Raw genomic sequence first — 14,804 nt, 5'->3', positions numbered from 1 at the left:
CGAACGAGGAACATGACCACCAGCGCCAACGGACGCCGCCGGCCGCCCACCATCCACGACGTGGCGCGGGAGGCCGGCGTGTCGCGGGGCACCGTCTCCCGCTTCCTGAACGGCGGCCACTACGTCTCCCCGGCAGCCCGCCGGGCGGTCGAGTCCGCCATCAGGAAGACCGGCTACGTGGTCAACCGGCATGCGCGCAGCCTCAGTACGGGACGTTCGGACTCGGTGGCCTACCTCCTGACCGAGCCGCAGGAGAAGTTCTTCGAGGACCCCAACTTCAACGTGCTGCTGCGCGGCTGCACCGAGCACCTCGCCCGGCACGACATCCCGCTGCTGCTGATGCTCGCCGCGACCGACGACGACCGCCGTCGCGTGACCCGCTACATCACCTCGGGCCACGTCGACGGCGTCCTGCTGGTCTCCAGTCACAGCGGGGACCCGGTGGCCGCCGAACTGCGCGCCGCCGGAATGCCGTTGGTGGCCTGCGGCAAGCCGATGGGCCTCGGCTCCAGGGTGAGCTACGTGGCGGCCGACGACCGCGACGGGGCCCGGGAGATGGTCCGCCACCTCCTCGGCAGCGGCCGCCGCCGCATCGGCATGATCACCGGCCCGCTGGACACCCCCGGCGGCACGGACCGGCTGGCCGGCTACCGCGAGGTGCTCGCCGAGGCGGGGCTGCCGTACGACCCGGCGCTGGTGACCGAGGGCGACTACCGCCGCACCGGCGGCGAGCAGGCGGCCCACCGGCTGCTCGCCCAGGCCCCCGACCTGGACGCGGTGTTCGTCGCCTCCGACCTCATGGCCCAGGGAGTCGTCAACGCCCTCCAGCAGAGCGGCCGTTCGGTCCCCGATGACATCGCTGTCGGCGGCTTCGACGACTCTCCCGCGGCGACCGCCATCACCCCCGCCCTCACCACCGTCCGTCAGCCCTTCGAGCGCATCAGCGCCGAGATGGTCCGCATGCTGCTCGCGCAGATCGCGGGGGAGGACACGTCGGGAGTGATACTGCCCACGGAACTGGTGGTACGGGACTCCGCGTGAGCGTGCCGACTGCCGTAACCGGAGCAGGCGTCAACGCATGTGAAGGCTGTAGCCGTCCGGTTCGCGTCGAGTCGCCGGGGCGTTCCATCCGTATTCTCTGATCATGGCCGCACCCACCGCATATTCACTCATCGCCACCGACCTGGACGGAACGCTGCTCCGAGGCGACGACACCCTCTCCGACCGGTCGCTCGTCGCGCTCGCGCGGGTGGCGGCGGCCGGGGCCCGGCATCTGGTGGTGACCGGCCGCCCGGCGCCCAGAGTGCGGCCGCTCCTCGACGACCTGGGCAGCGAGGGGCTCGCGGTGTGCGGGCAGGGCGCGCAGGTGTACGACGCCGGGGCGGACTGTCTGCTGTGGTCGGTCACCCTGGACCGGGAGCTGGCCGAGACCGCGCTCGGCAAGATCGAGGCCGAGATCGGCCAGGTGTACGCGGCCGTCGACCAGGACGGCGTCGACGGGCTCACCCTCATCGAGCCGGGCTATCTGATGCCCCACCCGACCCTGCCCGCGGTACGGGTCGGCCGGCGGGACGACCTGTGGAGCGCGCCCATCAGCAAGGTGCTGCTGCGCCACCCCGACCTGTCCGACGACGAGTTGGCGGCGACGGCCCGCGGAGTGATCGGCTCCCTGGCGACGGTCACCATGTCGGGTCCCGGGACCGTCGAACTCCAGCCATGCGGCATCACCAAGGCGACGGGCCTCGCCCTGGCCGCCGACCATCTGGGCCTCGGGCCCGAACACACCATCGCCTTCGGGGACATGCCCAACGACATCCCCATGTTCGACTGGGCCGCGCACGGCGTCGCCATGGCCAATGCCCACCCCGAACTCCAGGCCGTGGCCGACGAGATCACGTTGTCGAACGAGGACGACGGCGTCGCCGTCGTCCTCGAAAGACTGTTTCCGCTCCGGTAGGGCTCAGTACGCCCCGAAGACGTTGTCGATCGAGCCGTACCGCGCGGCCGCGTAGTTGCAGGCCGCGGTGATGTTCGCGACCGGGTCGTACGGGTCCCACGACGTGCCGTCCACGTGGTAGGCCTGGAAGGTCGGGTCGATGGTCTGGAGCAGGCCCTTGGACGGGGTGCCCGCGGCGGCGTTGGAGTCCCAGTTGTTGATGGCCTGGGGGTTGCCGGACGACTCGCGCATGATGTTGCGGTGAATGCCGTCGTACGAGCCGGGAATTCCCTTTTGCGCCATGATGTCCATGGCTTCGCGGATCCAGCCGTCGAGGTTGTTCGCGTACGTCTTGACGGAGGCCTGGGTGGCCTGGGTGGCCTGGGCCGCGGACTGTGCGGGCTTCTTGGCGGGCGCGCTCGCCTTCTTGGCCGTTCTGACCGTCAGCTCGACACCGGTGTGGATCAGCCGGGGGTTGTCGCCGATGGCCTTGCGGTTGTCCTTGTAGAGCTGCTGCCAGCCGCCGGGGGTGTCGTACGTGTCCGCGATGTCGTAGAGCGTGTCGCCCTTGACCGTGGTGTACGTGACGGACTTGACCTGCGCTGCGGCCTGCGCGGCGGCGGGGGCCTTGGCCGGCTGCGCGGCGCTCGCGGTGGTCGCGCTCAGGAGCGGGAGGGCGAGGGCGGCGATGCCTGTTCCGGCTGTGATGACGCCTCGGGTGAACGGGTTGGTGCGGGGGCGGCTGTGCTTGCCTCGTGCGGCCATGGCGCTGTTCCTCTCCGGCGCCTACGAGGTGAGCTGTCGGGTTCGGGCGGGAGCTGCCCGGCCGCGTCGCCGTGAGGCGGCGCGACTTCACCCCTAGCCGTACCGGCGTGAGTCCGGTACGGCGACTTACCTGGTTCCCCCGCTCCTGCCGTGCGGTGATGGTCGATGAGTGTCCTGTTGGGCGGCGGCAGGATTAGGCGTCCGCCCGACAGGCCCGGAACGTATGCGAGAGCACATGTCCGTAACAAGTGGCGGAATCACACATCGACCTGTTGACCTTGGTCTGAGGCATATGGGGCGCTTGATCCTTTGCGGTTGCCAAGACTCAACTGGCGCACCGCGCAAGGCGGAAAGCGGGCCGGCGGCGGCGGGGCCGAAATGGGGCGCGAGTGACCCAATTCACGCGCTTTCGCAAGCGCGCCAAATCGGGCAATAGGCCCAACTCATAGTCAACCGGCCGTCCGTGGGATCCGCTTCTCCCAGGTCCGGTGGAAGACCACCTCGCCGCCGTCCGTGCAAATGACCTCGTTGGAGGCGAAAAAGCCCGTTTCGTCACATCCGAGCTCCGACCGGGTACGGACCGTCGTGTCCCAGGCGAGCTCCGGGCGGTGCAGCCGGACCGACCAGTCCGAGCGGGCCCGGGCCGACAGTGGGTCCGACTCGTTGATCGTGTACGTCTCCAGCGCTTCCTCGGTGCATTCCAGACCGTCGGGATACACGCGGGTGCCGCCGTGGCGCGGGTCGACCTCCAGTCGCCACTCACCCTTGGCCACATCGCGGACGACCAGCCGCTCCGGTCGCGGTTCGTCCAGCGTGACCGGGGAATTGACGCCCAGCGGCGCGGACTGCTCCGGTTCCTCGAAAGTGATGCCGGTGCCCGAGGCGGTTCCGGAGTCGGATTCCGTGGTCCGCACCGGGAGTTCGAGGAAGCTGCCCTCGGGGTCCAGTGTGAAGCCCGCCGCCGAGTCGGGCTGCGGCCAGATCCACGGCCAGTACGCGGAGGAGACCGAGAGGCGGATGCGGTGGCCGGCCGGGAAGGCGTGACCGATGCCGTTCAGCTCGAACTCCACGTCCTGAGTGACACCCGGTTCCCAGGGCACCACCTGGTCCCGCCCCTGCCGCGCCGACAGGTTCAGCACGCCGCGGGTGACCAGGGTCGACGAGTCGTCCGGGGCGACGTCACAGACCCGGGCGATCACCTGCCCGCGCGGCACCTCGGAGGTCAGCCTGAGCCGTACCCTCGGCCGCCCCAACACCCAGGTCTCCTCGGCGGCTTCGAACTCGAAGCACACCGACCTGCCGTCCTCCTCGCGCTGGTCGGGCGGCAGGTCGGCGTCGTTCCCGACGGGGAGGAAACGGCCGGCGTCGATGCCCGTGTGCTGCGGGGAGCGGACCAGGAAAGGGGCGCCCTGAAGGCCGTACGAGATCGTCGTGACGTTGGGGGAGGGCCAGGCCGGCTCGCCGACCCAGCGGCCGGGAAGGGTGTCGTAGACCGTGGCCGGGGGGTGGGAGTCGGTGACGTAGGCGCGCAGGAGAGGTTCCGACATCGCGCCCGTGTCCTTGCCCTTGAGCCAGTGGTCCCACCAGCGCAGCGTCTCCTGGAGGAAGCCGATGGCCGGGCCGGGCGGCAGGCCGCGGTCCGGGTACTGGTGGGACCAGGGGCCGATCAGGCCGCGGACCCGGTCGGCCGGCAGGTGCTCGACGAGGCGCAGGACCGCGTCGCGGTACGGGTCGTGCCAGCCGCCGACCGCGAGGACGGCGGCGTCGATCGCGCCGTAGTCCTCGCAGACGCTGCCGTGGCGCCAGTAACGGTCCCGCGTCTGGTGGTCGAGCCAGGTGTGGATGAGGGGGTCGACCTCCTCCAGGCGCTGAAGCCACATGTCCCGCCAGCCCTCGCCGACGTACCGCGGGTCCGGCGGGCGGGAGACGAAGGCCAGCATGGTGGCCGCCCATGCGTGCATGTCCACCGCGAGGACGGAACCTCCCATGTAGTGCACGTCGTTGTCATAGCGGTCGTCGGTGGAGCAGACCGTGACGATCGCCTTGAGCGGCTCGGGAGCGAGGGCCGCGATCCGGAGGGAGTTGAAGCCGCCCCAGGAGATGCCGAACATGCCGACCTTGCCGTCGCACCAGGGCTGCGCCGCCAGCCAGTTGACGACTGCGACCCCGTCGGCCAGTTCCGTCGCCGAGTACTCGTCGCCGGGCATGCCCTCGCTGTTGCCGTGTCCGCGCACGTCCACTCGTACGGAGGCGTAACCGTGGCCCGCGTACCAGGGATGGCGTTGCCAGTCGCGGGGCGCGGTCCAGTCGGTCAGGCGGTAGGGCAGGTATTCGAGGATCGCGGGTACTGGTTCGTCCGTGAGGGGACGCCACATGCGCGCGTAGAGGAGGGTCCCGTCCGACAGCGGGATGCGGAGGTCCTCGTGGGTCGTCTCGTAGGGGAAGGACGTACGGATGTGCATGAGCGTGACCCCGTGAGTTCAGTGGACCGGGTGCATGGTGCGCCGCAGCCACGGCGCCGCGGCCATGACCGCCAGACCCGCGGCCACGACCGCCAGACCCGCGGCCACCGCGGTCGCCCGGTTGACGCCGAGGTAGGCGGGCTCGATGGTCGGGACGGCCGTGGAGTAGTGGCCGCAGGCGATCAGGGCGCCGCCCCACAGGACCGCGCGGTGCGAGCCGAGCCTGCGGTCGGCGAGCCGGCCGCAGGCGGGGTGGACGAGCGTGCCGAACGCGGCGGAGACGAAGGCGGCGGTTCCGGCCGACATGCCCATGTCGCCGCGCGCGACCGTGTCGGCGACGTGGAGGACGAGGATGGCCTGCATACCGAGGAACGAGAAGCGTTCCCAGACCTCGAGACCGGAGAGGGTGAGCAGGCCTTTCGGGCGGCCGAAGAAGGCGGCGTCGTCCTCGGGGGGCGGCCGGCTTCCGGGCTCGGTACCGACAGTGGTTCGCGACACGCTCCACTACTTCCATGTAAGTCGATAGATATCCGTTCTTTTCAAGTGATCAAAAACATACCCGTCGTGATCCGATACCGCCCGGGCTGGACGGACGGGCGCTATCGGTGATCGAAACGTGACCGGATACGCTGACTTGAGTGATAGCAGCGACCTATCGACAAACCGTGTAATCGCCAGTGGACACCAGCAGACAGGAGACCCCTCGTGACCGTCGTCGGGCCGTTCGGGCTGAGCGTGCGGGACCAGGCTCTGGAAGCCGATGTCCAGGCCGGATTGGCGGCTGTCGAGGAGGGACTGCTCGAAGCCACCAAGAGTGAGGTCCCCTTCATCACGGAGGCCGCCCAGCACCTGGTGCGGGCGGGCGGAAAGCGCTTCCGGCCGCTGCTGGTGATGCTTGCCGCCCAGTTCGGGGACCGCCATGCGCCGGGGATCGTGCCGTCGGCGGTGGTGGTGGAGCTGACCCACCTGGCGACGCTGTACCACGACGACGTGATGGACGAGGCCGAGGTGCGGCGCGGGGTCGCCAGCGCCAACGCCCGCTGGGGCAACTCGGTCGCCGTCCTCACCGGCGACTTCCTGTTCGCGCGCGCCTCGCACATCCTCGCCGACCTCGGCCCCGAGGCGGTCCGGGTCCAGTCCGAGGCGTTCGAACGGCTGGTCACCGGGCAGATCCTGGAGACGGCCGGCCCGACGGACGGACGGGACCCGGTCGAGCACTACCTCGACGTGCTGGGCGGCAAGACTGGCTCCCTGGTGGCCGTGGCGTGCCGGTTCGGCGCGATGATGTCGGGCGCCGACGAGACGGTCGTCGACGTGCTGACGCAGTACGGCGAGCGGCTGGGCGTCGCCTTCCAGCTCGCGGACGACGTCCTGGACATCGCGTCCGACTCCCACGAGTCCGGGAAGACGCCGGGCACGGATCTGCGCGAGGGCATCCGGACCCTTCCGGTCCTGCGGCTGCGGGAGCGGGCGGAGCGCCTGGGGCTGGCCGAGGACATCGCGCTGTGCGAGCTGCTGGACTCCGACCTGACCGACGACGCACGGCACGCGCAGGCGCTGGCGGAGCTGCGGGCGCATCCCGCGCTCGAGCAGGCGCGGCGGGACACGGTCCGGTACGCGCAGGACGCGCGGGCGGCACTGGCTCCGCTGCGGGAGTGCGACGCGAAGGCCGCGCTGATGGAGATGTGCGAAGCGGTGGTGCACCGGGCCGGATGACGGCCTGGTAGTGACGCAGGTCACTCACGCGGGACTGATCCCGCGTGAGACCGCTCCCGTATGCATGCCCAGAAGCTGACGCAGGGTGTGTCGGCTGCGCAACGGGAAGAAAACTCCATCATGGGCATGAGCACGACGTTCGCGAAACGCCGTACCACCCTGCTCCTCACCGCCGCCGTCCTGACCACCGTCGGCGGTGTCGCAGCCGCCACGGTTCCCGCCGTCGCCGCCGAAGACAGCGGCGGCACCGTCCTCGCCGCGAGCCTCAGGGGCGCCAACGAGGTGCCCGTCGAGGGCGGAGCCGCCGTCGGCGACAAGGACGGCGCAGCGCTCCAGTTCGTCAAGGTCGACGGCGACCAGGTCTCCGTCGCCGTCAAGTGGCGCGGCACCGACAAACCGACCGCCCTCCACCTCCACCAGGGCGCCAAGGGCACCAACGGCGGCGTCCGCATCGACTTCACCGGCCTCCTGAAGAGCAACGGCAAGGGCCGTACCGTCGCCGGCACCGTCAAGGTCGAGGACGCGGCACTGCTCGACGCCCTCAGGACCGACCCCGGCTCCTTCTACGCCAACCTGCACACCGCCGCGTTCCCGGGCGGAGCCGTCCGGGGCCAGCTCCACAAGGTCACCGTCGCCGCCTTCGACTTCCGCGACGCCCTGCACAACTTCCAGGCCTCCGTCCACAAGGGCAAGCAGATCTACGAGTGCAAGCCGGTCGAGGGCGGTTCACCCGCCTTCGCCCAGCGGGACGTCAGCGCCGTGCTCGGCGGTGGCATCGCGCACTCCTTCGTGCAGCCCAACTCCGGTACGCCGCAGTGGATCGCGCCCGACCGCAGCGCGGTCACCGGGGCGGTCATCTCCCGAACCCCCAACGGGAACGGCAACATCCCCGAACTCGACCTCAGGGCCACCCGGTCCGGCAAGGACCGCGGCCTGTTCGCCGGCGTCACGGAGATCCTGCGGCTGAACACCGTCGGCGGCGTCGCCCCGGCCGGCTCCTGCACGCCGGGCACGATCGTGGGCGTGCCGTACCAGGCCGATTACGTGTTCCTGCGCGGCTGAGTCGTCGACCGCGGAGGGGGCGGCGTCTGCACCCCGACCCCTACGGGTCGGGGGAGGCGCCGCCTCCCTTTGTCATACCGCAGGTGTACGTGGAGTTGAGTCCGGGGTCTGACGCTTCTTCCTGGCCGATTTGGTCAGATGGACACCAGGGAAACACCACTCCTCACCGATTCGGGTGAGAATGGCGGCTACGGGGTGGACGTAAGGGAGTTGGGCAGCCGCCGCCGACGACGGAGGTAAGGCACACATGGCACCGTACGAAACCGACGACAGCACGACCGCCGCGGAAGCCGACGACCGGCACGCGGGGCGCCGCAGGGCCGCACGGTACGTCGTCCCGGTCGCGGTGGTGGGGGTGGCGGCGGCGACCATCGGGCTCGTCCCGGCGCTCGCCGACTCCGGCGACCCCGACCTGCCGAAGATCAGCGCACAGGCACTCATCGAGAAGATCGCCGCCTCGGACGTGGAGCAGCTGTCCGGCACGGTGAAGATCAGCACGGACCTCGGACTGCCCGACCTCGGAGGTCTGGAGAGCAGCCTGACCTCCGGCGCCATGGGCCCGGACGACGGCGGTTCCTCGGCCGACCCGTCCACCAAGCTCACCGAGCTCGCGTCCGGCACGCACACCCTGCGGGTCGCGGCCGACGGCCCCGACCGGCAGAAGCTGTCGCTGCTGGAGAGCGGCTCCGAGTACAGCGTGATCCACGACGGCAAGGACGTCTGGGGCTACGACAGCAAGTCCAACGAGGTCTACCACGCCACCGCGTCCGACAGCGCGGCGGCCGAGAAGGAGAAGGACGTCCCGGCCACACCCAAGGACCTCACCGAGGAGGCCCTGAAGGCGGTCGACGACACCACCTCCGTGACCGTCGACGGCACCGCGCAGGTCGCGGGCCGCGACGCCTACCGGCTCGTCGTCAAGCCCAAGGGCACCGGGTCCACGGTCGGCCAGATCACCGTGGCCGTCGACGCGAAGACCGGGCTGCCGCTCAAGTTCACGCTGACCCCGGCGAGCGGCGGCGCCGCCGTCATCGACGCCGGCTTCACCCAGGTCAGCTTCGCCAAGCCGGCCGCGTCCACGTTCGACTTCACGCCGCCCAAGGGCGCGAAGGTCACCGAGGGCGATGCCATCGAGCACGACGGGCGCGGTGCGCACGGCAAGCACGACGGGGCAGGCGCGAAGCCCGAGGAAGACCTCGGCAAGAGCCTCGACGGCCTCAAGGTCATGGGCGAGGGCTGGAACTCGGTCGCCACCTTCGACAGCGGCGGCGAGGGCATGCCCACCGGCTCCGACGCCGGCGGCGACCTCGGCGGCTTCCTCGACTCGCTCGGCGACAAGGTGACCGGCGACTTCGGCTCGGGCACGGTCTTCTCGACCCGCCTGGTCAACGCGCTGATCACCGACGACGGCAAGGTCTATGTCGGCGCGGTCACCAAGGACGCCCTGGTGAAGGCCGCGAACGCCGGGTAGTAAGGCAGCCATGAGCGAAACGCCGGCCACGGAGCCGGAGCGGGAGCAGCAGGGCGCGGGTGACGGCGTGATCGTCACCCGCGCCCTCACCAAGCGCTACCGGGGCGGGCAGCTCGCCGTCGACGGTCTCGACCTGACCGTCCCGGCGGACAGCGTCTTCGGCTTCCTCGGTCCGAACGGCTCCGGCAAGACCACCACCATCCGCATGCTGATGGGCCTCATCGAGCCCACCTCCGGCTCGGCCCACGTGCTGGGCCGGCCCATGCCGCGCTCGGTGCGCGCGGTCCTCCCGCACGTGGGCGCGCTCATCGAGGGACCCGCCCTGTACGGCTTCCTCTCCGGCCGCGACAACCTGCTGCGCTACGACGCCGCCGACCCGGCCGCCGACCCGCGCACCCGGCGCGCCCGCGTCGCGGCGGCGCTGGACCGGGTAGGCCTCGCGGCGGCGGCCGGCAAGAAGGCGAAGGCGTACTCGCTCGGCATGAAGCAGCGGCTCGGCCTCGCCGCCGCGCTGCTCCAGCCCCGCAAGCTCCTCGTCCTGGACGAGCCGACCAACGGGCTCGACCCGCAGGGCATGCGCGAGATCCGTTCCCTGATCCGGGAGCTGGCCTCGGACGGCACGACGGTCTTCCTCTCCTCCCACCTCCTCGACGAGATCGAGCAGGTCTGCACGCACGCGGCGGTGATGGCCCAGGGCCGTCTGATCACCCAGGGTCCGGTGGCCGACCTGGCGGCGGGCACCCGCGGCCGGCTGGTCGTGACGACCCCCGATGCGGCGGACGCGGCCCGGACGCTGAAGGAGCAGGGCGCGGCCGACGTGGTCATCGCCGAGGACCGGGTGAGCGCCGAGCCACCCCAGGACCGCGATCTGGCCGAGGTGAACGCCGCGTTGGTGGCGGCGGGCGTCCGCGTCCGCGGCTTCGGCGTCGAACGGGCCTCGCTGGAGGACGCGTTCGTGGCGCTGACGGGAGAGGGCTTCGATGTCGCAGGCTGAAGCGGTACGTACGCCGAGCGTGCTGTGGACCTTCGGGTTCCTCCGCAACGAGCTGTGGACCACCTTCCGGCGCTGGCGCACCCTCGCCCTGCTGGGCGTGCTGGCCGCCGTGCCGATCCTCGTCGGGATCGCCGTGAAGATGGAGACGAGCGACGGATCGGGGCCCGGCGGCGGTGGCGGCGGCGGAGGCCCGGCGTTCATCTCGCAGATCACCAACAACGGTCTGTTCCTGGTCTTCACCGCGCTCGCCGCGACGCTCCCGTTCTTCCTGCCGATGGCCATCGGCGTCATCGCCGGTGACTCGATCGCCGGCGAGGCGGGCGCGGGCACCCTCCGCTACCTCCTGGTCGCACCCGCCGGCCGCACCCGCCTGCTGCTCACCAAGTACGCGACCGTGCTGGCCTTCTGCCTGCTCGCCACCCTGGTCGTCGCGGTCTCGGCCCTGACGGTCGGGGCGCTGCTCTTCCCGCTGGGTGACCTGACGACCATCTCCGGCACGCAGATCAGCTTCGCCGAGGGCCTGGGCAGAGCCCTGCTGATCGCTCTGGCCGTCGCCGCGTCACTGGTGGGCATGGCGGCCCTGGGCCTGTTCGTCTCGACGCTGACCAGCAGTGGTATCGCGGCGATGGCGACCACGGTCGGCCTGCTGATCACCATCCAGATCCTGGACCAGATCCCCCAGCTGCACGCGATCCAGCCGTACTTCTTCTCCCACTACTGGCTGTCCTTCGCCGACCTCATGCGCGAGCCGGTCTACTGGGACGACCTGATGAAGAACCTCGGCCTGCAGGCCCTGTACGCGGCAGTGTTCGGCTCGGCGGCGTGGGCGCGGTTCACGACGAAGGACATCGGCTCCTAGCGGTCACTCCGCACGCAGCCGTCACCCCGTCACCCCGTCTCCTGGCCGTCACTCCGTCTCGTAAGGGAAGCGCGCGAGCGGCGCCTCTCGTGCGAAGAACGTCTTGGCGCGGGTCAGCGCCCCGGTGTCCTTCAGTACGTCACCGGGCTTGCTGCCGTTGCCGAGCAGCACACCGCCGAAGCGCATCCCCATGTAGGCGGCCGAGTTGTTGAGCGTGCCGACCAGCGGGTCGGCGACCTCCCCCTCCTCGTGCGCGAGCGCGGTGACGCCCCACAGCGTGCGTCCGGCCAGCGTGGCCTTGAAGTCCACGCCCGGGGTGCGCAGCCAGCCCGCCCAGAAGTCCAGGTAGCGCTTGACGGGGGCGGAGACCGAGTACCAGTACAGCGGGGACGCGATCACGATGTCCGTCGCCGCGAGCGTCGCGTCGAGCAGCAGTGCTGCGTTGCCCTCCGTCGGACGGGTGTGGTCGCTGTCGTGCCGCAGGTCCACGTAGTCGGGCAGCGGATGCTCGGCGAGGCTGATCCACTGCTGCTCGACGTCGGTGGGAAGTTGCTCGGCGGCCCTGCGGGCCAGCATCTCGGTGTTGCTCTCGGTGCGGCTGCTGCCGAGGACGAACAGGAAGCGGCGGGTCATGGGGTCCCCCAGTGGTCGGCGTGCGACAACATCATGCGTATGCATTATATGCGTACGCAAGCAATGGGGGCAATGTGCGCGACCGTCCGGAGCAGCAGGTCCTCCCGCCCGTGCGGTGCCACGATCTGCAGCCCGACCGGACACCCGTCGCCGCCGAACCCCGCCGGGATGCTGGCCGCCGGGTGCCCGCTCAGGTTGAACGCCCAGGTCAGAGCGGTCGAGTAGCGGTCGCCGGGACCTTCGTGGCCGTGCGGCGGGTTGGGGGTCGTCGGGGTCAGCAGCAACTCCGCGTCGGCGAAGAGGGCGGCCAGACGGCGGTCGTTCTCCGCGCGGACGCGGTGGGCGGAGGCGGGCTCCGCGCCGGGAGACCGGAGGGCGAGCCAGGCCGGGGCCGGGTCTTCGAGGCGGAGGGGCACGGAGGGCCGTACGAGCCGCAGGGCGCCCGCTTCCGTGAGGCGTACGGCCGCGGCGTGGGCGACCGCCACGATGTCCGGGTCGGGGCCGGCGAAGCCGAGGTCGGGGGACCAGACGGCGGTGGCGGCCGCTCGGCCGCCCGGCCTCGGGGCGTCACCCGAGACCACCTGCCAGTACGCCGCCGCGTCCGAGGCGCACCGGGTCAGCACGCCGGGCGCCGTGAGTCCCGTACGGTCGGCCGTCGGCAGCCGTCCGCCCGTGACCTTCAGCCCCAGCACACCGCACCACGCCGCCGGGATCCGCACCGACCCCGCCCCGTCGCTCCCGGTCGCGAGCGGCACCAGCCCGGCGGCCACCGCGGCGGCCGACCCGGCCGAGGAGCCACCCGGCGTACGGTCGGCCCGCCAGGGGTTGACGGTACGGCCACGGGCGCCAAGTCCCCAGGTCTGCCAGGGAGTTCCGGGACCGGGCACGGCCGTCGCACCCACCGCCACACACCCGGCCGCCAGCAGCGGAGCCGCCGTACGCAGCCCGCGCCGGCCCTTCACCCCGATCGGCACCCCGGCCAACGGCAGCCCCTCACCCGCCGCGACCCGCCCGTCCACCTCCCCCGCCCGCCGCAACGCCTCCTCGCCCCACACCTCGACGAACGCGCACAACTGCGGGTCCAGCCGACCGATCCGCTCCAGCGCCGCCGCGACCACGTCGACAGCACGCAGCGCACGCGACCGTACGGCGGCCGCGGTCTCCTGCGCGGAGAGCGCGGCGAAGTCGGAGGGGAAGAAGCGGTTCGCGGACCCGGCGGCTGTCATACGGCGATTGTCCGCAATACGGGTGAGTGCGGTGAGCGGCAAGGCGCTCGGCTCACCCGACGTCAGTGGGACCGGCCCGCCGCCCCCGTGAGGCGGGTCAGCGCCTCGGTGCCGCGCGGCGGCGCCCCGCTCAGGTCGCCAAGACGCCAGTCCGCCACCCAGGGCACGCGGTGCACGCCGATGACCGACTCGATGGCCTTGATCCGCTGGGCGAGAGGGCGCGGCAGCCGGCCGGGCGCGTCGGCGACCAGGACGACGGCGTCGAGGTCGAGGCCGGGCGGAGTCCCGCGCTGCCGGAAGAGTTCCAGGGTGCGCTGGGCGGCGCTGAGCCCGGACGCGTGCGTACGGGCGACGAGGAGAACCGACCTGGGGTCGGCCGGGCCCGGCCAGTCGCGTCCGCAGTCGTGGCCGCCGTAGACGGTGGCGAGGGTCGTGGTCCCGGCACCGCCGTGCACGCCCACGAAGGAGTGGCGCCGGGGTGTGGCGGAGACGTGGGCGGGCTCCGGCGGCCACCCGCTCTGCGGTGCGGCCACCGGTCCGCGGAGCCAGATCTCGGGCCCTCGCCGCTTCTCCGTCAGTACGCCCGCCTCCGCGTCCGTCCGCATGCCCACGACCTCCCTCGTCAACCCGGACACCCCGCTGCTACCCGGCGACACGCACGGCATCCCGAACCTGTCCTGACGAGGCATGAGTTCCTGGAACGAGTCTGTGACGTCGCGGTGACGTGAGAACCGTGAGCGAGCGGAGAGACTCGACAGTACGTGTACCACCGGATCTTGCGCTGAGGGTGCGGAAGACCGGCGGCGGGAGGGAGCACCATGGAATCCGAACGCGTCGCCCGGCGACTCCCCGACGCATCCGAGTGAGGGAACCGATGGCTCGACTCAGCCGCGACAAGAAGCGGGACCAGCAGCACGCCGCGGCCCCGGCCGCCCCGGCAGCGGCATCGATCGACGTCCACGTCCCGGCGTCCGGTACGGGCGCGGGCGCGGCGTGGGTCGATGGCGTACGGATCGTCGCGGCCCCCGGTGAGGAGGTCCAGCAGACCGTCCTCACCCACCTGCACCACATCGCCTCCAGCACCGGCCACGCCGTCCTCGCCACGATCCACGACGAGCGCATCGGTTACGTCGTCCCCCTCCAGGTCGACCCGGACGGCGCGAGCCGCTTCACAGCGGACCCGACAGCGCTGGCTCCGCAGGTGGAGCGGGAGTCTGGCGCGGGGGTCGACTCCGAGGGGTCGGTGTCGGGGTCGAGGACGCAGACTCCGGCATCGGCATCGGCATCGGGGGCGGGGGAGGCCGGCGGGTCCGGCGGGTCCGGCGTGCCCGCGCCGCCGGCCGGTCCGTTCGTGCCGGCCGGTCCGTCGGCTTCCTCCGACGACCTCGCGGCCGCGGCGCAGCCGCAGCCCCGCCACGACCTGCCCACGCATCTTCTACGGCCGGTCGACGAACCCGTGCGGGACGCGGTTCCCACGTTCCGGATGCGAGCGGTTCCGGAGGCGGAGCCGGGCGACGCGGCGGTCCCGGGCTTTTCTCCGGAGGCGGCTGCCGAGCCCGAGGCACCGGAGGGCACGGCCACCACCGTGTTCCCGCCCGCAGCCGGGCAGTTGCCCCCCGCCGATGAGGTGCCCCCCACCGGTGTGTCGCAGTCGGCCGGGTACTCCCCGCCGACCGGCTA

General features: G+C 71.6%; 12 protein-coding genes, 2 pseudogenes and 1 riboswitch. Of the genes and pseudogenes, 8 read left to right on the top strand and 6 right to left on the bottom strand.

The window, feature by feature from the left end:
* Positions 1–12 precede the first annotated feature (12 nt).
* Together KUM49_RS03925 and KUM49_RS03920 are read left to right on the top strand one after the other, a co-directional pair.
* Positions 13–1,041, top strand: coding sequence for a LacI family DNA-binding transcriptional regulator (locus KUM49_RS03925; RefSeq protein ID WP_217235256.1), 1,029 nt, complete (start codon positions 13–15; stop codon positions 1,039–1,041).
* A 103-nt stretch (positions 1,042–1,144) separates the two neighbouring features.
* On the top strand, positions 1,145–1,957 hold the full coding sequence (locus KUM49_RS03920; RefSeq protein WP_217235255.1) for an HAD family hydrolase: 813 nt from the start codon (positions 1,145–1,147) through the stop codon (positions 1,955–1,957).
* A gap of 3 nt (positions 1,958–1,960) precedes the next feature.
* Here KUM49_RS03920 and KUM49_RS03915 read toward each other — a convergent pair whose 3' ends face one another.
* The 3 genes and pseudogenes from KUM49_RS03915 to KUM49_RS03905 all read right to left on the bottom strand — a co-directional run.
* Positions 1,961–2,701, bottom strand: a complete 741-nt coding sequence (locus KUM49_RS03915) for a LysM peptidoglycan-binding domain-containing protein (protein WP_217235254.1) — start codon at positions 2,699–2,701, stop codon at positions 1,961–1,963.
* A 5-nt stretch (positions 2,702–2,706) separates the two neighbouring features.
* Positions 2,707–2,869: riboswitch (cyclic di-AMP (ydaO/yuaA leader) on the bottom strand.
* A gap of 281 nt (positions 2,870–3,150) precedes the next feature.
* On the bottom strand, positions 3,151–5,163 hold the full coding sequence (locus KUM49_RS03910) for a CocE/NonD family hydrolase (protein ID WP_217235253.1): 2,013 nt from the start codon (positions 5,161–5,163) through the stop codon (positions 3,151–3,153).
* Positions 5,164–5,306: 143 nt separating this feature from the next.
* A pseudogene (locus tag KUM49_RS03905) lies at positions 5,307–5,661 on the bottom strand (MFS transporter); the annotation flags it as partial.
* Positions 5,662–5,868: 207 nt separating this feature from the next.
* On the opposite strand from KUM49_RS03905, the gene KUM49_RS03900 reads away from it, so the two are divergent.
* From KUM49_RS03900 to KUM49_RS03880, 5 genes are all read left to right on the top strand, one after another.
* Entirely contained in the window at positions 5,869–6,879 is a 1,011-nt protein-coding gene (locus tag KUM49_RS03900; protein WP_217235252.1) for a polyprenyl synthetase family protein, read from the top strand.
* Positions 6,880–6,999: 120 nt separating this feature from the next.
* On the top strand, positions 7,000–7,941 hold the full coding sequence (locus tag KUM49_RS03895) for a CHRD domain-containing protein (protein WP_217235251.1): 942 nt from the start codon (positions 7,000–7,002) through the stop codon (positions 7,939–7,941).
* 247 nt (positions 7,942–8,188) lie between these two features.
* A complete protein-coding gene (locus KUM49_RS03890; RefSeq protein ID WP_217235250.1) occupies positions 8,189–9,412 on the top strand; it encodes a DUF2092 domain-containing protein in 1,224 nt (407 codons plus the stop codon).
* A gap of 10 nt (positions 9,413–9,422) precedes the next feature.
* Positions 9,423–10,406 (top strand): ABC transporter ATP-binding protein, encoded by a 984-nt coding sequence (locus KUM49_RS03885; RefSeq protein ID WP_217235249.1) that lies wholly within the window; start codon positions 9,423–9,425, stop codon positions 10,404–10,406.
* Complete coding sequence (locus KUM49_RS03880; RefSeq protein WP_217235248.1) at positions 10,393–11,265, top strand: ABC transporter permease; 873 nt, start codon at positions 10,393–10,395, stop codon at positions 11,263–11,265. Before KUM49_RS03885 ends, KUM49_RS03880 begins: the two co-directional genes overlap by 14 nt.
* Before the next feature lie 48 nt (positions 11,266–11,313).
* Here KUM49_RS03880 and KUM49_RS03875 read toward each other — a convergent pair whose 3' ends face one another.
* The 3 genes from KUM49_RS03875 to KUM49_RS03865 form a co-directional block, all read right to left on the bottom strand.
* Entirely contained in the window at positions 11,314–11,898 is a 585-nt protein-coding gene (locus KUM49_RS03875) for a flavodoxin family protein (protein ID WP_217235247.1), read from the bottom strand.
* 44 nt (positions 11,899–11,942) lie between these two features.
* Positions 11,943–13,124 carry an amidase gene (locus KUM49_RS03870; RefSeq protein ID WP_217235246.1) on the bottom strand — a complete coding sequence of 394 codons (1,182 nt, stop codon included), beginning with the start codon at positions 13,122–13,124 and terminating at the stop codon, positions 11,943–11,945.
* Between the two features lie 62 nt (positions 13,125–13,186).
* A complete protein-coding gene (locus tag KUM49_RS03865) occupies positions 13,187–13,729 on the bottom strand; it encodes a DUF6668 family protein (protein WP_217235245.1) in 543 nt (180 codons plus the stop codon).
* Positions 13,730–13,998: 269 nt separating this feature from the next.
* On the opposite strand from KUM49_RS03865, the pseudogene KUM49_RS03860 reads away from it, so the two are divergent.
* Positions 13,999–14,804: pseudogene (locus KUM49_RS03860) on the top strand (tetratricopeptide repeat protein); the annotation flags it as partial.

This window comes from Streptomyces sp. AC555_RSS877, assembly GCF_019049245.1.
In the GTDB taxonomy this organism is placed as follows: Bacteria; Actinomycetota; Actinomycetes; order Streptomycetales; family Streptomycetaceae; genus Streptomyces.
The sequence above is the reverse complement of the archived record's forward strand: the minus strand, read 5'-3'. Positions and strand labels throughout refer to the sequence as shown.